Source organism: Actinomyces qiguomingii (genome assembly GCF_004102025.1).
GTDB classification, from domain to species: domain Bacteria; phylum Actinomycetota; class Actinomycetes; order Actinomycetales; family Actinomycetaceae; genus Actinomyces; species Actinomyces qiguomingii.
This window is the reverse complement of sequence record NZ_CP025228.1, coordinates 3274132-3295774: the sequence shown is the minus strand read 5'-3', so window position 1 is coordinate 3295774 and position 21643 is coordinate 3274132. Positions and strand designations below refer to the sequence as shown.

The following is a 21643-nucleotide window of genomic DNA, read 5'->3' as shown; positions in this document are numbered from 1 at the left end:
TTCGGCCGCGGTCGTCCCAGTCGGTGCGGGTGGCCGATCAGGGCGTCACCGGGTCGGCGGCATCGGGAATCCATGCCAGCAGGTCGAGTGCCAGGGCGATGTCGGTTCGGTGCCCCTCCAAACCGTCCGGAAGCATGCCGACCGCTTGGGCAATGCGGTAGTTGACCGTGTTGCGGTGAATGTAGAGGCGTTCAGCAGTGACGCTTCCGTTCTCACCTGCTGCCAAGTAATGGCGCAGGGTGAAGCGCAGTCGCTCCGCGTCCGCGGCCCCGCCTGCCAGCGGGCCGAGCGTGGCTCCGAGCCAGCGTCGGGTGTGTTCCGGGCTGTGCAGCATGAAGGTCAGTGGGGCTACCTCGCTGTAATCTGCCGCTCTGGGTCCGTTCCCCGATGCGCTGACCACTCTGAACGCCGCCGTGGCCTGCTCATAGGTTCGCACAAAACCGGTGATGCCCCACTCCGGCTGCCCGAAGGCACCGACCAGGGATTCGTCCTTACGGATCTGCTCCGCCCAGTGCTGCTGGGTGGGCTGTGACTGGCAGGAGGCCCACAGGGCCGCCGTGTCCTCCGCCAAGTTCACGACCAGCGTCCTTTCGGTCGGCAACGTCTCACGTAGCCGTCGCTCCAATCCGCTGATCGCCTCGTCGAAGTCAAATTTGGTCCGCACCACGGCGGCAATATTCCAGGAACTCACCGGATACCCGAGCAGGCGGGAGGCCACTGCGCCGTCGGTGACCTCACCGTCCAGGACCGAACGGAGACGCGCCTGGAGGGCCGCGTCGCTGCGCCGATGACGGCGTTGCCGTCGTTCGAAGAAGGCTCCCACCGTTTTGCGGTGCCGCGCCGCGAGCTGAGCCAGCACGACGTCGACCAGTGGCGGTAGCACCTGCGGCGTCATGCCGGCGGGTAGCACCTCCACCGCCGTGGACACCACATCCCTGACGAACACCCTGCTGGCATTGAGGAACACGGACTCGACGACGTCCGCCGCGGCACCCCGGTCCGCCAAGTGCTGGACGATCTCCTCCGTCGCGGCGAGCAAGGGGGCCTGCCCGGAGGTCTCCAGCAAGAGCGTAGTGCTGAGTGACTGAAAGGAACCTTTGATTACCTCGGTGGTCAGTCTTCGCAGCTCTGCGTCGACCACCAGGTCCGGCAGGTCGCGTGCAACTTGTCTAAGAGTTGCGGCGGCCTCGCTGTCTGCACGGTTGGTGAGCCTTCGTACGAACTCGTGGCGCAGCTGCTCGGGAAGTTCCAGCGGCTCCGGTGCGGCGTCGGGAATCATGACGAACACTGTGCGCGCAACACGCGCCTTGTGCAAGTTGCACGACAGCATGGGCGATTTCTGGTCACGGGACCATGGCTGTTACGGGATGCGGTCGGTTGACTGTTCACCGAACGCGCGGTGAGGGACGCCGTGCGTCACGGAAGGAGCAGAACATGACCGACCATAACTTCGCTGTCGTCACCTTCACGGAGTCGAGCAAGGCCTATGAGACGCTGAGCGACCTGCGCGGAGCCTCCCGTGAGGGGCGCATTGGCGTCGTCTCGGCGATCATTGCGGAGCGTGAGCCCGACGGCCGCCTGCACCTGGCGGAGGGCGGCGACGCGGTCATCGGCGCCGGAGCAAGCACCGGCGGCCTGGTGGGCATGTTCGTCGGCATTCTCGGTGGCCCGCTGGGCGTGCTGCTCGGCTGGGGCACCGGCGCGTTGGTTGGATCCATCGCTGACAGCAAGCGGCTGGGCCGCAACGAGACCATCGTCGGCGAGTTAAGCTCCCGTCTGCCCGCGGGCACGACGGCGATCCTCGCAGAGGTGAACGAGGTGACGCCGGAGGTACTGGACGGGTTGGCCGCGTCCCAAGACGGCGTCGTCCTGCGGCGTGCCGCCGTGGACGTACTCGCCGAACTGGAGGCGGCCGAGGCTGCCGCGGAAGCTGCGGACAAGGAGGCCAGCCGCGTCATGCGCGAGCAGCGCCGTCAGGATCGCAAGGACTCCTGGGATGAGCGCGTCGCCCGCCTCAAGGCGCGCTTCCAGCGTAAGAACTGACGTCCTGCTGTAGGGAGGGCTGCGCCGAACGCGCTCCTTCGCGCCCGACTACCACCCGGGGTGCCCGTGTCCGTGCACCGGGCTGGTTGGGTGCGGGCGGATGAGCGTGCGGGGACGGCGAGGGGTGGGCTGTACGTGTTGTTGCGGTTATCACAGTGTGGTTCGGGATGCGTGGGCAGGACTGGGGTGCTAGCTTGTGACCGTTCGTACATCAATCGGTGAGGTTCTGGCCTGCGTGTGCGATGCGGTGGTTGGGCCTGGATTTGTGGAGGTCCCTGATGGTTCTACAGGTTGTCCCCGAGGAGCTTTATCGTGCTGGGGCGCTGGTGGATGAGTGCCAGGCGGCGGTAGGGAGGGTCGTTGTGAACGCCGGCAGTGAGGGCGCCTTCGGCTTGCCGGTGCTGGCGTCCGCGGTGGCGCGGTTCGCCTACCATTTCGAGGACCGGGCGAGCCAGGATGCGTCCCGCGCGGTTGAGCTGGCCGATGGGCTGGTTGTGGCTCGGCGGGATTTCGTGAACACCGATGAGGAGGCCGCCGACGGCGCACGAGCCCTTGGCGACTCCTCGCGCAAGTTCGGTGGTGGTCATTCCAATGGCGCCATGGTCGAACGTGAGGTGGGGCGGGTGTTCAGCTATCGCGGCCTGACGATCTAACCGGCAACCAGGCGGTTGTCACCGACTGGGTGACGCCACCGGTGGTGCACGTCCTGTCCGTTCGCATTTCCCTTCTCTTGAGAAAGAGTTCCTCTATGCATCCTTTGTCTATGTCCTCCTCGCTGGACGGCGGAGTCTCAACTGCGGCTGCGATGGGCGTTGGCGGCATGCTGGTTGGGCAGGTGCCCGGTGATCCGGCGGCTGTTCGTGCGGTTGCGGAGGATTGGAAGACCACCGCACGCGGGTTATGGGATGCGGCGGATCTGGTTGATTACGCCCGTGGGGCCACGCCGTCCTTCCAGGGGGCTGCGGCGGATGCTTTCAGGCGTGGTGCCCGGGAGCTGACTCGGACGTTGGAGCAAGACGCCGAGCGGCTAGAGGCGGGTGCGGTGCCTCTGGAGGCTTACGCGCAGGTCCTTGATTCTGCGATCGCGGCGGCGGATGAGTTGCGGGAGTTCGCCGGCCGGACGGTGCTGGCCGCGCTGGGTACCCCGGCGGCCGGTATCGTGGCCGCAGCGGTTGTGCCCGCGGTCGCCCAGGCGTGGGCGGGCATACTCGCAGAGGTCAACCTCGCCGCCATACGCAGCGCGGCGGCCTTAAGCCTGGGGCTGGGTGCAGGCGTACCGGTTAAGGGCGCCGGGCCGCTGGCTCAGGGTGGTAAGGGCAAAACCGATGACGATGATGATAAGACCAAAGACAAGGCTAAGCTGACCTATGCCGAGATCGAGCGGATTAAGCAGCAGTTGGATGGCGGCGAGGAATGGGACGATGTCAGCCAAGGCGAGCTAGGTGACTGCTATCTAATGGCTACGCTTCAGGCCTATTCATGGACCGACGAGGGCAAGCAGGTTTTGCGTGAGAACGTGCGGTGGGATGAGTCCAAGCAGGCATTCATCGTTGCGCTCTACGATGACGGTGAGAAGGTGGAGGTCGAAGTCACCGACGTCTACACCTACGGGAACGGAAATACCGACCTCATCGCGGTGTATGAGCGCGCCTACGGCAAGCACTTCGGGGATGAAGCAGTCAGGGACGGCGGGCACCCGGACGATGTTATTTCTGCGATCTCAGGTAACGATTCTGAGACGGTAAGGACTATCGGGTGGACGTGGAACCTGTTTCCTCAGCAGCAGCACGGGTACACGAACGAGGAGTGGAATGCGATCGAGGAGGCAGTGGAGGACGAGAAGCCTGTTATTGCGACCACCGGAGGCGGCAACTTCGACGACGGCGATCAGGTTACCGCCCTGGCTGACACGAATGACGATGGCGTCATCCGCTCCGAAGACGAAGACGAGGGCGTAACCGTCGGCGAGGGGAAGCGGGCCTGGCGGCCGGACGTCGTGCCGGGCGCAGAGCCGGACGAGGAAGGCCAATACCGAATCGTCGGCGGAGACTATGATGGCCAAGGAGAACGATCCGCTCATGCATACACCGTCGTAGCCATCGACGACGAGACCGTCACGCTATACAATCCCTGGGGAACAAACCACACTGTGGAAGACTATTCTGCACCACCTGGAGACCTGCGAGATGGATACATACGAATCTCCCGCGCTGACTATGAGAAGTACTTTGACGTCACGACCATAGAGAAGGACGAGGACGAGGAAGACTAGCTGTTGCGCAGATGATCGTTGCCAACGGTTTACTAGTGGACGCAATCGGCCTCTTCCCAGGGAATGCATTCTCTGACTCCGTCTTCAAATTCAAGAACGAAGTGTATCCTGCTCCCGCCACCGACTTTCTGTTTTACGCCAGGCAGCCAATATAATTTATTTGTATCAATAAGCGGAGCAGGGTCGACCCGTACTAGCATCATGCGCCCCAGACCTTCCGCGTAAACCGACTCCCCGAGCCGCAGCTCGTAAACATGCTGAATGCGCTCCAAATCCGTCCACCTCAAACGAGCCACCCACTCGTGATCCTCAGAACGTAGCCCAGCCGACCTGACCGTACCGGCGCTAGTGTGCAAGCTTGGCAGTGACGGGCCAACAACCATGTATTGATCTTGCTCGGTCCCTTCTGGTAAAGGTACGGATCTCAGCGCGGGTCTGGTCCACCAGATCCATCCGCCTGTCAGTGCGGCGGCGATCGCCAGTGTCGCCGCGATGCCTATTAGAACGCGCTTCTTGGACTTGGAGATCGTGAGCCTTCTCCCCATCGAGGACCTCCGGCTAATAGGGTTACGCCAAATCTTACGGTGCTATGATATCACGTCTGTTTCCTTCTGGGCTACCGCCTTTCTTGTGATATCTGGGCAAAGGCTGCCCGCCCCTTCCGCTGACAGAACCCATGCGAATACCGAACCGAGGGGCTATAGGGTTGGAGTCGCGGTTCACTGCCCGGACGTTAGGCGGGCAGCGAGCCGGATGAAGGGGGTGACTACCGCATCGTGGGGGTGCCCGTATGTGGTTTGTCATGCGGCTGCGGGTAGGTCGTGTGCTGGTTCGGGGTCGTAGAGGGAGGCGTGGCGGACCGGTGGCGTACATGGGGTGAGGATGCGGCGGTGGGCGGCGATCCACCGGGACACGGTCCGGGCAGTAGCCACGGGTACGCCCGTGGGTGGCACGATAGGACACCCGCGCGGGGGCCTCTTTCCGGGCTTGGTTATTCTTTGTCGAAACACATGCTGCCGGAAGGCTCCGCGTGCACCCACCAACGACACACCCACCTTCCCGCACCACCCCAACGATCCCTAACCCCCCCGCCCTCAACCCTGACAAGAACGGCTCAATCCCTGGGGGACAAACCATACTGTGGAAGACTATTCTGCACCACCTGGAATCCTGGGAGATGGATACATACGAATCTCCCGTGCAGACTATGAGAAGTACTTCGACGTCACGACCATAGAGAAGGACGAGGAAGACTAACTGTTGCGCAGATGATCGTTGCCAACGGTTTACTAGTGGAGGCAATCGGCCTCTTCCCAGGGAATGCATTCTCTGACTCCGTCTTCAAATTCAAGAACGAAGTAGGTCCTGCTCCCGCCACCGATTTTCTGTTTTACGCCAGGCAGCCACGAGAACTTGTTCGGATCAATAAGTGGTCCTGGGTCTACCCCAACGAGTGTCATGCGTCCCAAGCCTTCCACGTTAGCCGATTCTCCAAGTCGTAGCTCGTAAATGTGTTCTTTGTGTTCCAAATCCGTCCAGCGCAGGCCTGCGATCCATTCATGTCGCTCCGAACGCATCCCAGCTGGGGTTATCATCCCTGCGGTGGTGTATATCGAAGGCAATGAGCCTCCTTGTACCATGACTTGGTCTGGCTCAGTTCCTTCTGGCCAGGGTACGAATCCCAATGCGGGTCTGGTCCACCAGATCCATCCAACTGACAGCGCGGCGGCGGTCAGTACCAGTATCGCCGTCATGCTTACAAGAAGGCGTTTCTTGGACTTGGAGATCGTGAGCCTTCTCCCCATCAAGGACCTCCGGCTAATAGGGTTACGCTAAATCTTACGGTGCGATGATATCACGTCTGTTTCCTTCTGCGCTACCGCCTTTCTTGCGATATCTGGGCAAAGGCTGCTCACGCCTTCCGCTGGCAGAACCCATGCGAATGCCGAGGGAGTGCAGGTGATGGACCGACGAGGGCGAGCAGGTTTTGCGTGAGAACGTGCGGTGGGATGAGTCCAAGCAGGCGTTCATCGTTACGCGATACGATGATGGTAAGAAGGTGGAGGTCGAAGTCACCGACGTCTACACCTACGGGAACGGAAAAACCGACCTCATCGCGGTGGACGAGCGCACCTACGGCAAGCACTTCGGGGACGACGCGATCAGGTACTCCGGTCAACCTAGTGAGGTGATTAAGCACATCTCCGGCAATGACTCGCGAGTCGTAGACACCACCGGATGGAAGTGGGGTGTGCTTCCACAGCAGCAACACGAGTATACCGATGACGAGTGGCGGACTATTGAGCAGGCCGTTGAGGCTGGAAAGTCTGTGGTCGCCAGCACTGGAAGCGGCAACTTCGACGACGGCGATCATGTTACCGCCATGGCGGACGCGAATGACGGTGGCGTCATCCGCTCCGAAGGCGAAGACGAGGGCGTAACCGTCGGCGAGGGGAAGCGGGCCTGGCGGCCGGACGTCGTGCCGGGCGCAGAGCCGGACGAGGAAGGCCAATACCGAATCGTCGGCGGAGACTATAGGGGGCAAGGGCGTGCGTCCGCACACGCCTACACCGTCGTCGCCATCGATGACGAAACCGTGACTTTGTACAACCCTTGGGGTCGTAACCACACCGCCGGAGACTATTCCACGCCATCCGGGGACCTCAAGGATGGTTACATACGAATCTCCCGTGCAGACTATGAGAAGTTCTTCGGTAAAACGACTATAGAGGAGGGTGACTGATGGAAATCATCGAACTGTCCTCGCGGGGCTAGACGTAGCTTACGGACAGTAGTCTTCGGCGCGGCCACAGTATCTCACGCCGTCTTTAAATTGGACCACGAAGTAAATCCATTCGCCGCCACCAACTTTCTCTTCAATGCCTGGAAGCCAAGAAAACTTGTTCGGATCAATAAGCGGAGCCGGATCAACGCCAACTAAGGTTACAACCCCTAGACCCTCGATATCTACCGGTTCCCCAAGTCGCAGTTCGTAGATGTGCTCTAAACTCTCCAAATCCGTCCAGCGCAGGCGCGCAACCCACTCATGATCCTCAGAACGTAGCCCAGCCGAAGAAATCGCGCCTACAGTCGTCAGTATATCTGGAGTCGAACCCCCCTGTGCCCTCACCTGATCCGACTGGGACTCATCTGGCAAGGGTGCCGAGCGCAGCGCGGGTCTGGTCCACCAGATCCATCCGCCTGTCAGCGCGGCGGCGATCGCCAGTGTCGCCGCGATGCCTATTAGAACGCGCTTCTTGGACTTGGAGATCGTGAGCCTTCTCCCCATCGAGGACCTCCGGCTAATAGGGTTACGCCAAATCTTACGGTGCTATGATATCACGTCTGTTTCCTTCTGGGCTACCGCCTTTCTTGTGATATCTGGGCAAAGGCTGCCCGCCCCTTCCGCTGACAGAACCCATGCGAATACCGAACCGAGGGGCTATAGGGTTGGAGTCGCGGTTCACTGCCCGGACGTTAGGCGGGCAGCGAGCCGGATGAAGGGGGTGACTACCGCATCGTGGGGGTGCCCGTATGTGGTTTGTCATGCGGCGGCGGGTAGGTCGTGTGCTGGTTGGGGGTCGTAGAGGGAGCCGTGGCGGACCGGTGGCGTATATGGGGTGAGGATGCGGCGGTGGGCGAGGGCGAGTACGGCCTGGCCCAAGGCGTTTGCCCTGGGCGCGTTTGCGGTCGTAGTGACCTGTTTCAGCGTTAATGTCCGCTTGGGGCGGTTGGATCAGACATCATCGTGGTCTTCTTGGTTGGTTTGATTGTCTCGTTGTTTGCGGTTGTAGGCAAGGCGCTGCTGAGCGGCCCGTTTCAGGCCTTCCTGGCGGGCCTTGCGGATGGCCGGCCCGCGCCCGGTGTGCTCGTCCAGGGGTGTGACGTAGCCGATTCCGGAGTGCAAGCGCTGGCTGTTGTACTCGGTGCGCACAGAGTCGAGTTCGGCCCTCAGGACAGCGGGATCGGTGATTGCCAGCAGGTGAGGCCACTCGGCCTTGAGTGTTCCGTTGAGGGACTCGATCCAGGCCTGGTCGGTCGGAGTCGCCGGCCGTCCGAAGTGCTGGGCGATGGCGACCATGGCCATGAACCTGCGGGTGTTGGCAGCAATCATCTGGGAGCCGTTGTCGGACACCGCCAACAGGATCGGGGTCAGTTCATCGTCTCCGTCAAGCGTCAGCCGGCGCTTCAGGGCCTGGGCTCGTTCCAGGGCGGCCTCGAGCAGGCCTTCGGCGTCCAGGGCCTGCTCGAAGGCGAGGCGGACCTGGTGGTGGGTCTCCTCGCTGGAGACCACATGGGTGATCCACTTGCGTGAGACCAGATCCTCGATGATCAGCACAGTCATGCCGCAGGCGGTGAAGTGAGTGGAGTCGTAGATCCAGATCGAGTTGGGCTTGTACGTCGCCCAGTCGGGGAACGGACGACGCTTGGAGCGCGCTGGCCGGGCGGGATGCCTGAACCGAAGCTCGTGGTCATTCAGGACCCTGCGGACGGTGGAGGCCGACGCCCAGAACAACCCGTTGTAGGAGCCTCGGTGAGCCAGGCGACGGTGAGAGAAGTCCTTCTCACCGAAAGTCTCGAAGGCGTCCACAATCGCCTCGATCTCGCACGGCATCAGGGCATTGACAGCGGCGCCAGGCCGGGCGTCGGCCAGTCCTACCCCGTTCTGGCGCCGTTTCCAGCGCCGGTAGCGTCGCTCGGCCAGTCCCAGGACCTCACAGGCCTTAGCCACGGTCCAGCCCTGACCGGTGGCGTAGTCCACCAGCTCCAAAAGCCCCTGTTTGACGGGCGCATCCACCCGGGCGGGGACCGGGGCACCGGGCATCAGACCGAGCCCCCTTTTTTCTCCAGCACCACCAACTTCACCGCCTGCTCCGTCACCGTACGGGTCAAGCGGTCGATCTCGGCCCTGGCCTGCTCAAGCTCGACATCACGAGCCGACTTGCCAGACGAACCCGGACGCGAAGCCGACAACGCGTCCAAGGCGCCTTGCCTGGCGACCTGCCGCAGCCTCACGATCGTGGAGCGGTCCACTCCGGCCTCGGTCGCAGCCGCCCCCACCGTGACCTCCTCTCGCATCAGCCTTACGTAGATCTCATACTTCTGCGAAGGCGACAAGAACACCTTGGCCCGACGCCCAGAACCCCTCGTCGTGTCAGCATCACTGCTCATCGCGCACCCTCCTCAAGGTGTCACGAAGACCCTACCCATGCGGTCTGATCCTCAGCCCAAAACCGGACACGAACGCTGAAGCAAATCAGTAGTAGGCCCGTGAGGCCGGGTCGGATCTGAGGGAGGCGAAGGCTAATAGGAACATGGGGCTTGCCCCTCGGTACCGGCCACGACCACGGTCTGCTTGCCCAGAGCGTCGGTGATGGCCTGCGCCCAGGCGGCATGGCGCTTGGCGCCCTTGGATTTGAGCTTGGCGTCAATCCGCGCCCGGCCGGCCTTGCGCAGGTGGGCTGGGGTGGGCCAGGCGGCGATCACCTCCAGTATTGGGTCGTGTTCGAGCCACTTGCCCAGCACAGTCTCCAGGGCTGGGCGGGGTCTGGGTGTAAAGGCCCCGGATCCGGTCCCTCGGTCTGGCTGGTCCTGGCGGGCCAGGTCCAGGTCAAAACCGGTCAGCATGCTCAGCGCGGCCGCGTCGGGGCTTGCCCCTGACGAGCACGGCTGGCGGCATACCCGCAAGGGCGACCGGTACGTGACGGTGATTATTGACCTGACCCCGGTGCGCGACGGGACGGGCCCCTCCCGTCTGCTGGGGCATGGCCCCGGGCCGGTCCAAGCAGGTTTTCAAGCAGTGGCTCCAGGATCAGCCCGAGGCCTGGCGCAGCCGGATCGAGGTGGTCGCTATGGACGGTTTCACCGGTTCCCAGGACCGCCGCCACCCAGGCCCTACCCGGCGCGACGGAGGTGATGGACCCCTACCCGCGTAGTAGCACTGGCCCCAGACAAGCTGGACCAGTGCCGTCGCCGCACCCAGCGCGAGACCACCGGGCGGCCGGGGTGCGTAAGGACGATCCCCTGCACCAAGGCCAGGCGCCTGCTACGCACCGGGGCGGGGCTAGTGAACGACAAGGGCTGGGAGCGTCTCGAGCAACTGTTCGCCGACCCCCACAACACACCGGAACAGACCACCTGGGCGGTGTACCAGAAGATTATGTCCGCCTACCGCGCCAAGACCCCCTTCCGAAGGCAAGACCCGGATGGACAAGGTGATGCAGACCCTCACCACCGGCGTGCCTGACGCCCTCGAAGAGCTGAAGTCTTTGGGCAAGACCCTCAACCGAGCGGCGCGACGACATCCTGGCCCACTACCGATCACCGCGGCACATCCAACAGACCCACCCAAGCAGTCAACACCCCGCCCGGAACACCTACACGGCATCGCCCTGGGCTACAGGAATCTAACCAACAACCACCATCCGCAGCCTCATCCACGCCGGCGACTCCCGCAACCAACTACTACACCCCTAAACACGAAGAGCCGCGTTTCTCATAGTCCGCCCTGGGAATTCGCATATGCCCATCCTCTTGAACCTCTGGAGGGCTGATCGTATCCATCAGCAGTGTCGTTGCACCCCCAAGGGTTGTACAGTGCTACCGATAGCGACTACCGTGCAGGCATGAGCCACCCGCGTGTCTGGCCTCCGATAACTTTCTGCCGACGATGCGGTATTGACCTTCTTCGTCCGGCTCACTGCCCCGCTCCTTGTCCGGGGCAAAGTCGTACCCTCAACCCTGCAGCCCTCGCCGCTCGAAAGGGAATCTGTCAGCGACGGCCGTAGCAGTCTTTGCGCATATGCCGCCAGAAAGACAGACGTCGCAGAAGGCAACAGACGTGCTATCATCGCATCGTAAGATTTAGCGTAACCCTATTAGCCGGAGGTCCTCGATGGGGAGAAGGCTCACGATCTCCAAGTCCAAGAAACGCCTTCTTGTAAGCATGACGGCGATACTGGTACTGACCGCCGCCGCGCTGTCAGGTGGATGGATCTGGTGGACCAGACCCACGGAACGCTGGGTGCCCATTCCTGATGGACTCGAGAAGGACGAGCACATGACAGTTGGGTCCTCCCTGTCACGAAAATTCACAACTGCCGGGGCAATCGCACCGGCTGGAATACGTTCCGAAAATCACGAATGGATCGCAGGCCTGCGCTGGACGGATTTGGAACGCAAAGAACACATTTACGAGCTACGACTCGGAGAATCGGTTAACGTGGAAGGCTTGGGGCGCATGACACTCGTTGGGGTAGACCCAGGACCACTTATTGATCCGAACAAGTTCTCATGGCTGCCAGGCATCGAGGGAAAGGATGGCGGCGGAAGCGCGATCCATTTCGTGCTTGAATTTGAAGACGGAGTCAAAGCATGTCGCCCCCAGGACGGAGACTGCCCGCGTTTCTGAACTACTACTTCGCACGCCGCGACTACTCTCCGTCGTCCTCTATCGTTGTTTTGTCGAAGTATTTCTCATAGTCCGCCCTGGGGATTCGTATATACCCATCCTCTAGGTCATTTTGAGGTCTATCGAGCCTTTCTCACCGGGGTTGAGGGCGGGGGTTGAGGGCGGGGGTTGGGATCGTTGGGGTGGTGCGGGAAGGTGGGTGTGTCGTTGGTGGGTGCACGCGGGGGGGCTCCGGCAGCATGTGTTTCGACAAAGAATAACCAAGCCCGGAAAGAGGCTCCCGCGCGGGTGTCCTATCGTGCCACCCATGGGCGTCCCCGTGGCTACTGCCCGGACTGTGTCCCGGTGGATCGCCGCCCACCACCGCCGTCATGATGTGCGTCCCTGGCGGCGGGCCGCCACCAGCCGGGTACAGGCTGTCATGCTGCTGCGCTGGCTGATCCACGCAGCCGACGTGGACGGCACCTTGATCCGCACCGACCGGGTCGCCGAGCGTGACCCCGACACCGGATACCACCTGTGATACTCCGGCAAGCACAAGGCGCCTCACGCGGGAACATCCAAGTGCTTACCGACTCAACCGGCTATCCGGTGTGGACCTCACCAGTCGAACCCGGCTCGGTCCACGACATCAAGGCCGCCCGTACCCATGTGCTGCCAGCCCTGTACCCTGTAGCCGCCGACGGGACGCCCACACTGGCGGACAAAGGCTACGTAGGCGCAGGCATCGGCATCAAGGTGCCCATCAAGGGCTCCAAACCCGACACCGGGACACGCTCCTACAACCAAGTCAAAGCCCACCTGCAAGCCCCCGCCGAAACAGCCAACGCCCTCCTCAAGGGCTACAAGGCCCTCAAGCGAGTCACCCTCGACCCATCCACCATCACCAAAATCACCGCCACCGCCCAAGTCATCCTCAGAACAACAACCTCCCCTGATGAGAAAGGCTCAATGCGCACTTCCGCCAGTCGGTACGATAATTACTTCGTCTCGCACGAGTTCGGCTGATCCTTAACTCCATGTATCGCGCCCGCGGGCGACAGCCGGAGGCCAGCCGCCGCCTGCCAAGCGAAGGCGTGGATGAGCGCGCTGGTGGCGGCGCGCTGGGCGGATACCGCCGTGTCGGCGTGCCCGCCCTCGGTCTGCTCCACATAGCCGACCGTGAGCCCCAGTTCGCGCATCCGGTAGGCCATGGTGCGGGCGTGCGCCGGGTGCACGCGGTCGTCGGCGGTGGAGGTGAGCAACAGCAGCGGCGGATACTCCCGGCCCGGCACCAGGGAGTGGAAGGGCGACAGGGACCGCATGGTCTCCCATTCGTCGGGATCCTCCGGGTTCCCGAACTCAGAGCGCCACATGGCGCCGGTCAGCAGACGTGTGTACCGCTCCAGGTCCAGCAGTGGCGCCTCCGCGATTGCCCCGCCGATCAGCTCGGGGTGGCAGGTGAGCAGCTCACCGGCAAGCAGCCCGCCCGCGCTGGAACCGTGCACCACCAGCTGCTTCGCGGTGGTCACCCCGCGGTCGATCAGGGAGCGCGCCACCGCCGCGAAGTCCTCCACCACCAGCCTCCGGCCCCGGCCGGTGCCCGCCAGGTGCCAGCCGGGACCGTACTCGCCGCCGCCACGGGTGCAGGCCACCACGTAGGTGCCGCCCCGTTCCAGCCACGCCTTCCCGGTCAGTGGCTGGTAGCAGGGGGTCTGACTGGTGCCGAAGGCGCCATAGCCGTACAGCAGGGTCGGGCCGGATACGGGACCTTCCCGGCTCGAGCCGCTGCACGGCCGTCCGATCTGGAAGTAGGGCACACGAGTACCGTCCGCGCTGACCGCCACATGCTGGCTGACTCGCACTCCGCGGGCGTCGAAGCGGGCAGGTGCCTGCCGCAGCACCGACATGCCGGTCACCTCGCCCGCCTCGGTCAGGCGGGCGAGTGCGAGCGTGGGCGGGGTGGTCCACCCCGAGGCAGAGATGAACAGGTAGTCGGTGTCCCGCTGCCGCACCGCCTGGGTGCTGACCTCCAACAGGGGCCGGCCCGGCCGCAGCTCGGTGGGATCGCTGGCCGCGGCCGCGTCGGCTTCACTCGAGCGGTAGGCGGCGCCGGTCAGATCGATCCAGTGATGGCGCCACTGCCCCCGTTCGACGGCGTGCTCGCCCGCCTCCGACTCCCACCGCGACGGCGGGGTGCACACCTCCAGCCGGCCGGCGACGTCGTCCAGCACCGTGAGCACCAGGTGATTCGCAGTCCAGGTGGCGGCGGAGATGAAGGAGGACGGCGTCGGGGCGAACAGCACCTCCAGCCCGTCGCGCTCCCCGCGCAGCCACTGCGTCAATGGCGCGGCCAGCAGCATGCCCGCCTCATAGCGTTCCCCGGAAACCTCCCAGGGTTCACGCAGCTGGATCGTCACCCAGTCGCGTCCCACCCCCACGGAGGCCGACGGCGGTGCCTCGATCCGGATCGCACCCGCTGGCACCGTCTCATCCCCGGCCGCGAGCGCCTGCCGCGCCTCCGCCTCGCCGACGGGCACGACGGCGTCGTCGGGCAGCCACCACACGCGGGTGTCACCCATGCCGTCCATGCTCATGAGCCAGGTGCGGCCCCAAACATCGCAGCTGGCCCGAGTGACGACGGCGTCCGCGGCGCCGGTGATCAGCACCTCGGCGTCCCGGGGTGCCTGCCCGCGGCGCAGGCGGAGCGCCTGGCGCGGCATGCCCGCCGGCGACAGGGACCCGGGTCCGAAGTCTGCGGCTAGCAGGCAGGTGTCTCCGCCGGCGCCCCACGTCAGTGTGCCCTTGGACAGGGGCTTGTTGAACCCGCCCTCGGCCGCATCCAGGAAGCGCCGCTCCTCCAGGTCGAACTCCTGGGTGGTGGTGGCGTCCGTCCCGCCGTCGGACAGGCTCACCAGGGCGCGGCGCCCTGCCAGCGGGCCGGTGTCAAGCACCTGCGCCCCCGCCCAGGCCAGGTCGCGGCCGCGCCGACGGCGCTCGGCGTCCAGGTCGAGCAGCACCTCCCACTCGGTGGCGGAGGCGTCGTCGGGGCGCGGCGGGCGGGAGGGTGCGCCGGCCGCGTATGACGCCCAGGTCGTGCGCCGCCACACTCCGCGCGGGTGCTCCGGGGAGGTCCAGAAGTTGTAGACCATGCCGACCGCCTCGGTGACGGCGGGAATGCGGTCCGGGGAGTCGAGTATCTCCTGAAGGTCCTGGGTCAGGCGCAGGTAGTCGACGTCGTCGGTGAAGGTGGAGACCGTCTCATCCGTCCGTGCTGCCGCCCAGGCCAGGGCGCGCTCGCCGGTGGGCTCGTCCAACCAGGCGGGCACCGGCGGCAGCTCGGGCGCCTCGGTGGGCTCCGGCGGCGCGGAGTCGTCTGCACGGGGCGGGGCGTCGTTGCGATCCACCGGCCCATTGCAGCACATTCCGGGCTGGTGGCGTAGCCTGCCCGCTGCCCGGGTGGGGCCATCGACGACGCGGGGCGAACCTCCAGGGCACCGGTCAACTGTTAAGGACGCCCTGCCGGGCAGCGCTCTGGAGGGCCGGGCCGCCTCGTCATGGGCTAACCCGCGTCTTCGAACTGAGATGAGTCTCGTCGTTTGCTTGTTAGGCGAGCCCGCGAGCGGGCACATTAACAACAGAGGGGAGCCACTCGGAGGCAACCGGATGACTCCCCGATGCGGGCGGTTCAGTTGAGCCACCTGCTGAGGGCATCCACAAGGACACCAATGGCCCGGACCAGACGAGCGATGTCGTTAATTGTCTCGCTCACCTGCCGGGCCATTCCCCTGCCCTTGCGGACTTTGGCATGTCGACCTTTCGGGTTGTCGGCGTGAACGTGGTGTTTTTGACCGGCGTGGTGTGGGGTGTTGCGGGTGTCCGCCGGTGGCGTGCCCTGCTCGGCCCGTTAGCCTCCAATTGGGCCGCTTTGCTCTGTTTGGACCGTCACTCTCCGTTTGGACCGTCACTCTCCGTTTGGACCGTCACTCTCCGTTTGGACCGTCACTCTCCGTTTGGACCGCTTCGCTCTGTTTGGACCGCCGTAGTGTGCTACTGGGGCGGTCCAAACAGACTTATGGGGTCCAAACCGACGTATGGGGTCCAAACAGAGGTGTGCGGTCCAGACTCGGGGCGTGCCTGGCATAAGGGTGAGGTGGCGGCGAAGCGCCTTGATCTTAAGCACCACGCCCAAGCCGACAACTCGAACTTTCGGACTTTGGCACCTTTCGGCTTGGACATGGCCCTCACCTCCTTCCTGGCTCCTAACCTTCTCGGCCAAGGACATTGAGTGATCCGAGAGGAGGTGCCGGAGAAGGCGGGTTCCGTGTAACTGCGGGCACAGACGCATATCGGTGCCGACAACGGTCGGGCGCGGCCGTTCAGACGCCGTCGCGCACCACGCCCGCCCGCATGTGGCACGCTGGGGCTATGCGCAAGGAAGCCTTCCCACGGACCGACTGGCCCCGCGTCGTGGTCACCACCGACCCCGAGCTGGACGACCTGAACTCCATGATCCGCCTGCTCACCCACGCCGCCGAGATCGACCTGTGCGGCCTGGTGTACGCGGGCAGCAAGTTCCACTACACCGGCGACCCCGCCCGCGGTATCGCGCCCCACCGCTGGCCCGCCCCCGGCACCAGGCTCCACATCGACGAGGCCATCGACGCCTACGCCCAGGTGGAGGACACCCTGCGCGTGCACGACCCCCGCTTCCCCACCGCCGCCCACCTGCGCTCCCTGGTGTGCCTGGGCAACATCACCGCTGAAGGGGAGATGGACGAGGTCACCCCCGGATCAACCCTCATCGCCGACCTGCTGCGAGACATTGCGCTGACCCCGGACGGCGCCACCGGCGAGGGCGGCGCCCTGCTGGACGCCGCCCGCCCCCTGTTCATCCAGGCCTGGGGCGGCATCTCCACCTTCGCCCGCGCCCTGCGCACCGTTGAGGAGGAACTCGGCGGCCGGGAGGACTGGCCCGTGCTCAAACAGCGGGTACTGGACCGGGTGGTGCTGTCCTCCTTCGGGGAGCAGGACTCCACCCTGAGTGAATACATCCGCCCCCACTGGCCGGGCCTGGAGCACCGCGAGGTCGCCACCCGCGCCTGGGGATACACCACCCGGGACGTGCTGCTACCGGCCGACCTGGAACTTGTCGGCCCGCAGTGGACGCGTGAGAATGTCAGCGCCCGCGGGCCCCTGGGGGCCGCCTACCGGGTGTGGGGCGACGGGCGGCGCATGGCCGCCGACTTCGACCCCGAGGACTACTTTGGCGAGGTCGGCAAGACCGAGGCGCAGCTGCGCGAGGAGGGCTACCAGGTGTGGTGCCCGGTGCAGGAGGCGGGGTCCTTCATCTCCGAGGGCGACACCTCCAACTTCACCCTGCTGATCCCGAGCGGCCTGCACTCCTGGGAGGACGCCACCTTCGGCGGCTGGGGCGGCCGTCAGGTCCCCCACCCGCAGCTGCCCGACACGCTCACCTCCGACATGCGCTTCGACCTGCCCGGCCTGCCGCAGCCCGACTACCCCCAGCAGGTGGTTGACCACGCCGCCGACGGCTCCGCCCCGCCCGAGTACCACATGACCCGCTGGTGGCGGGCCCTGCAGCATGAGTTCGCCGCCCGCCTGGCCTGGTCCGTCACGCCCCGTTATGAGGACGCCAACCACCCGCCGGCCGTCGTCGTCGAGCACCCCGACGGCGGCAGCGGACTCGTGCGGCGCGTGCGTCCCGGTGAGGTGGTCACCCTGACCGCCACGGCCACCGATCCCGACGGCGACCTGGTGCTGCTGCGCTGGTGGGCCTACCCGGAGGCCGGGCCTAACCCGTGCCCGACGCCGCCGCGTATCCAGGACGACGGCGCCGGCACGGCCGTGGTCACCGTCCCCACCCAGGCGCGCCCCGGTCAGGCCATCCACCTGATCGTGGAGGGCACCGACACCGGCACCCCGCCGCTGACCCGCTACCAGCGCGTGGTGCTGGAGGTCGCCTGAGACCGGTGCGCGCCTCGACGCCCCAACCCGGCCGACGGCGCGGGCGTCCCGGCGCTCAGCGCCCGGCCGGCTCGACCGCGAGCGTCAGGTGCTGCTCACCCAGCTGCCCGGCGCGGACACTGACCTGCACGATCCCCGGCTCGGCGCCTGCGCGCACAACCGCCAGGGCCCGGCCGCGGTACAGCGGGGTGGTGGTCTCGTTATAGGAGGAGGCGGGTCGGGGGTTGGCTGAGCCCAGGGCCGCCAGTGTTCCGGCGCCCGAAACCTCTACGCTCACCGGCGTGCCGCCGACCATGGCGAGGTTCCCGCGCTCATCCACTGCCTCCAGTTCCAGGAAGGCCAGGTCCTGCCCGCCGGCGTGGAGCCGACGGCGGTCGGCCCTCACCCGCAGGCGCGGCGCGCCGTGCTGGGCGGGCAGTGTGGTGCGGCCGACCTCGCGTTCCCCGACCCTGGCGACTGCGGTCAGGTCACCGGTCCCGTAGGGGACGGTGAAGCGGGCCACGCAGCCGTGGGCGAGGCCCGCCGGCCGCGTGCCCAGGGAGCGGTCGCCCACTATCAGCTCCACCTGCGGCGCGTAGGAGTACACCTCCACCTGCGCCCGCGTTCCGGCGGGAACCTCGGGCCACACCCACGACGGCACGGCGTCGGTTCCACGCCAGGCCGCCTTGTGCACGCGTCGGCCCGCCTTATCCGGGGGCCGCACGGCGATCTGCGGGTTCTTGGCCCGGGTCCATACGGTGCGTGCCAGTGCCATCGACCCGTCCGGGTGTCCGGTGATGTCGATGGCGCCGACGCCGGCCGTCACATACGGGTAGGGCTTGTCGAATCCGCCGGGTTCCTCGCCGTAGGTCCACAGCCCGATGCCGACCTCACCCAGATAGTCCCAGCCGGTCCACATGAAGTCGCCGATCACATGGTCCAGCTCCTCCACCAGGCGCCAGTTGCGTACGATCTCATGCGGCATGGTCTCGCTGCCCACGATCACCCGCCCCGGATGCAGGACGGCGTCCTTGCGGTAGCGGGAGGCGGCGTAGTTGTAGCCGGCAACGTCCAGGGCGTCGAGCACGCCCGCGCTGGCACGGTCGGCCGCGCGGGTGGCCGCCGCCCGGGACATCAGCCAGCCCATCTTGGACACCAGCAGGTTGTAGGCGGTGGAGCCGAAGGCGGACTGCCGCTTCGGGCCGCCGGACTCGCCGCGCGCCCGGTCCTGGTGCTGCTTGCGGTGCTGCCCGGCCGCGTTGTTGTCCGCGACCAGATCCCGTCCCCGGGCGGTCATCATGTTGATCATGAGGTTGATGCCCGCCGTCGTCGGCCGGGTGGGATCCAGGCGGTGCAGCCGGGAGACGATGCTGCGGGCCGTGCGGATGCCGCGCGGGGTGGCGGACTCGCCCACCTCGTTGCCGATCGAGTACATGATCACGCACGGGTGCAGGCGGTCCTTGCGCACCAGCGCCTCGGTGTCGCCCGCCCAGGACTGCTCGAAGTGGGAGGCGTCGTCATGGGGATTCTTGGCCTGGAACCACATGTCCCACAGCTCGTCCATCACGTACACCCCCAGCTCGTCGCAGGCGGCCAGCAGGTCGCGTGAGGCGGGGTTGTGGGCGGAGCGGATGGCGTTGAAGCCCTGCTCCTTGAGGATGCGCACCCGCCGGCGCTCGGCGTCGGCGAAGGTCGCCGCCCCCAGAATGCCGGAGTCGTGGTGGATGCAGGCGCCCCGCAGCAGCGTCGGCCGGCCATTGATGAGCAGCCCGCGGTCGGCGTCGACCCTGATGGTGCGCAGGCCGGTGCGAGTGGTGGCCGCATCGAGTACGACGTCGTCACCGGCCTCATTCGTCTCGGCCAGGGTGACCGTCAGCTCGTAAAGGTGCGGGTCCTCAGCGGACCAGGGGCGGGCCCCGGCCACATGCAGCGGCAACTCGACGACGCCGCCGTTGGTGGACACCGAACCGCGGGCGGCCTCACCGGAATCGTCGGTGAGGATTGCGGTGACGGTGACGGCGGCGGCGTGGGGGTTGTCGATCTCTATGCGGGCGGTGGCTGTAGCGCTCGTGCCGGTGGGGGAGTGCTCCAGGTGGACTTCCGGCAACCAGGTGCCGCCACGGGTCAGGCGGACCGGGCCGGTGCGCCGCAGCCACACGTGCCGGTAGATGCCGGAGCCGGAGTACCAGCGGGTGGACGGCTGCCGCGAATTGTCCACTACGACTTCGATGACGGCCTGCGCGCCCGGGGTCGGCGACCCCAGGTCGACCTCGAACTCGGTGTAGCCGCCGCGGCATCCGCCGACGCGCCTACCGTTGAGGCGCACCGTGGAGTTCTTGTACACGCCCTCGAAGACCAGAGACAGGCGGTCATCACCCAGGTCCTCGGGCACGTGCAGTAACTTGCGGTAGCGGTAGGTGCCGCCGGGGAACCAGCCGGCACCGGAGGTGGTGGCCGTGGCGGCGCTGCGGGGCTCATGGATCATGGCGTCGTGCGGCAGATCGACGGCGACCCAGGGGCCGGGGGCATCCGGGGTGTCGGGGGCGGCGTCGGGCCGGCGGGACGTGGCATCGCCGTCGGATTCGCGGCGCCACTGCCAGCCGGCGTCGAAGAGACTGAGAGACATGATGGGGCTCCTTGAAAAGGCGGACGGGGTGGGCGAGTGGGCGCGAGGCCGACGGGTTCAGGCGCCGGGCTCCAGCGAGGCGGCGTTCTCGGCGGCGATGCGCCCCAGCCAGGCCAGGGAGGGCTTGGGTGTGCGGGCGAAGTCGCGCTGGCGGTCCACGGCGATCAGCCCGAAGGTGGGCTCCCAGCGGCCCCACTCGTAGTTGTCCAGCAGCGACCAGTGGCAGTAGCCGCGCACATCCGCGCCGTCGGCAACGGCCGCGATCAGGCCGCGCAGCGCCTCGGTGGTGTAGGCGATGCGGCGGGCGTCGTCGGCGGTGGCGATGCCGTTCTCCGTGACCAGCAGGGGCTTGCCGTAGCGCTCCCAGTAGCGGCGCAGGTTGAGGCCCAGCGCGTCGGGACGGTAGGCCCAGCCGGTCAGCGTGTTGTCGGGCGAGTCGGGGTGCGGGACGGGGCCGGAGGCCTCCACGGGCTGGGAGGTGTAGGCCTGCACGCCGATGAAGTCGTCCTCGCCGGTGGCGTCCAGGTAGACGCCCTCCCACTGGTGGAAGACCCGCTCGAAGACCTCCTCATTGCCGGGGGTGGGGGTGAAGGCCTGGGCGGCGATCGCCCAGCCCACCCGCGCCTGCGGGGTGACCTCGCGCAGCACGGTGCGGGCGGCGGCGTGCATGGCGATCAGCTTCGGTGCCACCTCCAGGGACGGGGCAGGCAGGGCGGCCATCTGCTCGGTGGGGGCGAAACCGGCCGCGCGCAGCTCCTCGGCGGACTTGCCGACCACGGCGGTCAGGCCGCTCATCAGGTTCAGGATATTGGGCTCGTTGATGGTGATGATCCAGTGCACGTCATGCAGGATTTCCGCCACGTAGCGCACATAGGCGGCGAAGCGGTCGGCGGCGTCCGTACGCTGGATGCCGCCGCCGAGCGTGAACCACAGTGGGCAGGTGAAGTGGTGCAGGGTGATGATCGGCTCCAGACCGTACTCGTGGCAGGCGTCGATCATGTCCCGGTAGTGCAGCAGGGCGGCGCGGGAGAACTCGCCGTCGGCCGGCTCGATGCGCGCCCACTCGATGGAGAAGCGGTAGGCCCGCAGTCCGCCCGCGGCGGCCAGGCGGATGTCCTCGCGGTAGCGGTGGAAGGAGTCGCAGGCGGAACCGGACTTCTCCGGCAGCAATCCGGCGGGGGAGTGCTCCGCAGCCCAGAAGTCGGAGGCGACGTTGTCCCCCTCCACCTGGTGGGCGGCGGTGGAGGCACCCCAGATGAAGTCTTCGCGCAGGATGGTCATGATCTTCCTTTCGTCATTGAAATCGGGATGAATGCGGTGGAGTTGAGTCTTGGCGCGCCGGCCC

15 protein-coding genes and 2 pseudogenes are annotated in these 21643 nt (G+C 65.9%); 9 read left to right on the top strand and 8 right to left on the bottom strand.

Annotated elements, in window-relative coordinates; translation table 11 throughout:
- Nucleotides 1-37: 37 nt before the first annotated feature.
- On the bottom strand, nt 38-1330 hold the full coding sequence (locus tag CWT10_RS13810; protein WP_103062145.1) for a PucR family transcriptional regulator: 1293 nt from the start codon (nt 1328-1330) through the stop codon (nt 38-40).
- A 104-nt stretch (nt 1331-1434) separates the two neighbouring features.
- On the opposite strand from CWT10_RS13810, the gene CWT10_RS13805 reads away from it, so the two are divergent.
- The 4 genes from CWT10_RS13805 (at nt 1435) to CWT10_RS13790 (ending at nt 7058) form a co-directional block, all read left to right on the top strand.
- Complete coding sequence (locus CWT10_RS13805; protein ID WP_103062144.1) at nt 1435-2043, top strand: DUF1269 domain-containing protein; 609 nt, start codon at nt 1435-1437, stop codon at nt 2041-2043.
- 278 nt (nt 2044-2321) lie between these two features.
- Nucleotides 2322-2696 carry a hypothetical protein gene (locus CWT10_RS13800; protein ID WP_103062143.1) on the top strand — a complete coding sequence of 125 codons (375 nt, stop codon included), beginning with the start codon at nt 2322-2324 and terminating at the stop codon, nt 2694-2696.
- Between the two features lie 110 nt (nt 2697-2806).
- Complete coding sequence (locus CWT10_RS13795) at nt 2807-4315, top strand: C2 family cysteine protease (RefSeq protein WP_158247592.1); 1509 nt, start codon at nt 2807-2809, stop codon at nt 4313-4315.
- A gap of 1987 nt (nt 4316-6302) precedes the next feature.
- The gene (locus CWT10_RS13790; RefSeq protein WP_103062140.1) at nt 6303-7058 is read left to right on the top strand and encodes a hypothetical protein; all 756 of its coding nucleotides are present in this window, start codon (nt 6303-6305) and stop codon (nt 7056-7058) included.
- A gap of 39 nt (nt 7059-7097) precedes the next feature.
- Here the strand turns inward: CWT10_RS13790 and CWT10_RS13785 are convergent, their stop codons facing one another.
- From CWT10_RS13785 to CWT10_RS13770, 4 genes and pseudogenes are all read right to left on the bottom strand, one after another.
- Complete coding sequence (locus CWT10_RS13785) at nt 7098-7604, bottom strand: hypothetical protein (protein WP_128683511.1); 507 nt, start codon at nt 7602-7604, stop codon at nt 7098-7100.
- A 447-nt stretch (nt 7605-8051) separates the two neighbouring features.
- Complete coding sequence (locus CWT10_RS13780; RefSeq protein ID WP_128683167.1) at nt 8052-9140, bottom strand: integrase core domain-containing protein; 1089 nt, start codon at nt 9138-9140, stop codon at nt 8052-8054.
- Nucleotides 9140-9487, bottom strand: coding sequence for a hypothetical protein (locus CWT10_RS17515; protein WP_128683201.1), 348 nt, complete (start codon nt 9485-9487; stop codon nt 9140-9142). Before CWT10_RS17515 ends, CWT10_RS13780 begins: the two co-directional genes overlap by 1 nt.
- A gap of 156 nt (nt 9488-9643) precedes the next feature.
- Nucleotides 9644-9961 (bottom strand): annotated as a pseudogene (locus tag CWT10_RS13770) (IS110 family transposase); the annotation flags it as partial.
- 119 nt (nt 9962-10080) lie between these two features.
- On the opposite strand from CWT10_RS13770, the gene CWT10_RS18065 reads away from it, so the two are divergent.
- From CWT10_RS18065 to CWT10_RS13750, 4 genes and pseudogenes are all read left to right on the top strand, one after another.
- A complete protein-coding gene (locus CWT10_RS18065) occupies nt 10081-10251 on the top strand; it encodes a transposase (RefSeq protein WP_128683509.1) in 171 nt (56 codons plus the stop codon).
- A 5-nt stretch (nt 10252-10256) separates the two neighbouring features.
- Nucleotides 10257-10562 carry a transposase gene (locus CWT10_RS18060; RefSeq protein WP_128683672.1) on the top strand — a complete coding sequence of 102 codons (306 nt, stop codon included), beginning with the start codon at nt 10257-10259 and terminating at the stop codon, nt 10560-10562.
- A gap of 777 nt (nt 10563-11339) precedes the next feature.
- Nucleotides 11340-11726 (top strand): hypothetical protein, encoded by a 387-nt coding sequence (locus CWT10_RS13755; protein ID WP_128683507.1) that lies wholly within the window; start codon nt 11340-11342, stop codon nt 11724-11726.
- Nucleotides 11727-12014: 288 nt separating this feature from the next.
- A pseudogene (locus CWT10_RS13750) lies at nt 12015-12644 on the top strand (transposase family protein); the annotation flags it as partial.
- A 62-nt stretch (nt 12645-12706) separates the two neighbouring features.
- On the opposite strand, the gene CWT10_RS13745 reads toward CWT10_RS13750, so the two are convergent.
- Entirely contained in the window at nt 12707-15112 is a 2406-nt protein-coding gene (locus CWT10_RS13745; protein WP_233188298.1) for a prolyl oligopeptidase family serine peptidase, read from the bottom strand.
- A 1021-nt stretch (nt 15113-16133) separates the two neighbouring features.
- On the opposite strand from CWT10_RS13745, the gene CWT10_RS13740 reads away from it, so the two are divergent.
- Nucleotides 16134-17693: a DUF1593 domain-containing protein gene (locus CWT10_RS13740; RefSeq protein WP_103063955.1), complete on the top strand. Its 1560-nt coding sequence runs from the start codon at nt 16134-16136 to the stop codon at nt 17691-17693.
- Nucleotides 17694-17748: 55 nt separating this feature from the next.
- On the opposite strand, the gene CWT10_RS13735 is transcribed toward CWT10_RS13740, so the two are convergent.
- Together CWT10_RS13735 and CWT10_RS13730 are read right to left on the bottom strand one after the other, a co-directional pair.
- On the bottom strand, nt 17749-20298 hold the full coding sequence (locus CWT10_RS13735; RefSeq protein WP_103063954.1) for a glycoside hydrolase family 2 TIM barrel-domain containing protein: 2550 nt from the start codon (nt 20296-20298) through the stop codon (nt 17749-17751).
- 57 nt (nt 20299-20355) lie between these two features.
- Complete coding sequence (locus tag CWT10_RS13730; protein WP_103063953.1) at nt 20356-21579, bottom strand: glycoside hydrolase family 1 protein; 1224 nt, start codon at nt 21577-21579, stop codon at nt 20356-20358.
- Nucleotides 21580-21643 lie beyond the last annotated feature (64 nt).

Coding starts and splice junctions, on each gene's coding strand:
- CWT10_RS13780 (WP_128683167.1), bottom strand. CDS start 9,140: ATGCCCGGTGCCCCGGTCCCCGCCCGGGTGGATGCGCCCGTCAAACAG.
- CWT10_RS13805 (WP_103062144.1), top strand. CDS start 1,435: ATGACCGACCATAACTTCGCTGTCGTCACCTTCACGGAGTCGAGCAAG.
- CWT10_RS18065 (WP_128683509.1), top strand. CDS start 10,081: ATGGCCCCGGGCCGGTCCAAGCAGGTTTTCAAGCAGTGGCTCCAGGAT.
- CWT10_RS13795 (WP_158247592.1), top strand. CDS start 2,807: ATGTCCTCCTCGCTGGACGGCGGAGTCTCAACTGCGGCTGCGATGGGC.
- CWT10_RS13785 (WP_128683511.1), bottom strand. CDS start 7,604: ATGGGGAGAAGGCTCACGATCTCCAAGTCCAAGAAGCGCGTTCTAATA.
- CWT10_RS13735 (WP_103063954.1), bottom strand. CDS start 20,298: ATGTCTCTCAGTCTCTTCGACGCCGGCTGGCAGTGGCGCCGCGAATCC.
- CWT10_RS17515 (WP_128683201.1), bottom strand. CDS start 9,487: ATGAGCAGTGATGCTGACACGACGAGGGGTTCTGGGCGTCGGGCCAAG.
- CWT10_RS13800 (WP_103062143.1), top strand. CDS start 2,322: ATGGTTCTACAGGTTGTCCCCGAGGAGCTTTATCGTGCTGGGGCGCTG.
- CWT10_RS13740 (WP_103063955.1), top strand. CDS start 16,134: ATGCGCAAGGAAGCCTTCCCACGGACCGACTGGCCCCGCGTCGTGGTC.
- CWT10_RS13810 (WP_103062145.1), bottom strand. CDS start 1,330: ATGCTGTCGTGCAACTTGCACAAGGCGCGTGTTGCGCGCACAGTGTTC.
- CWT10_RS13730 (WP_103063953.1), bottom strand. CDS start 21,579: ATGACCATCCTGCGCGAAGACTTCATCTGGGGTGCCTCCACCGCCGCC.